Source organism: Vibrio sp. 10N.222.48.A3 (assembly GCF_041475345.1).
GTDB lineage: Bacteria > Pseudomonadota > Gammaproteobacteria > Enterobacterales > Vibrionaceae > Vibrio > Vibrio tasmaniensis_A.
Genome location: NZ_JBFRVX010001208.1, coordinates 1 through 438 on the forward strand (window position 1 = coordinate 1; position 438 = coordinate 438).

Consider the following 438-nt stretch of genomic DNA (forward strand, 5'->3'; position numbering starts at 1 on the left):
AATGTGCCCAACGACTTTACCTGACACTTCTGCGACTAAAGTGAAATGGTCTGAATGACCAAACAATCGCTCCACTTGATCAGAGCTAAGGAAAGGTTTTTGTGAGGTATTTTCTGATACTGATGAATGACGATAAATATCAAAAATGTCTTGGTTGTCTGTGGTTTCAAGATGTCTAATTTGTATTTCCAAAGTGATTCCTTACTGTCTATTTCTATCCTTAAGCTAATTTTCATATTACGGATAGCAACGAGTAGCTACAACCGTAAGTGACAGAAATAATTGAATAATCGTCATAGCCCATAAACAGTCGCCACAGCCCATAAATATAAAACTCAAATACTAAAAATGCACCATTGAAGGCCCTCACTCGCCTGTTCATAGAGTAAAGTTCGCTCTCGAAGCAAATAGCTCAAAGGTATAATAATACCAATCGTA

Annotated in this window: 1 pseudogene; it reads right to left on the reverse strand. The window is 37.2% G+C overall.

Going from position 1 to position 438, the window contains the following annotated elements:
• Positions 1 to 192: pseudogene (locus AB4653_RS25080) on the reverse strand (GNAT family N-acetyltransferase); the annotation flags it as partial.
• Positions 193 to 438: the final 246 nt, after the last annotated feature.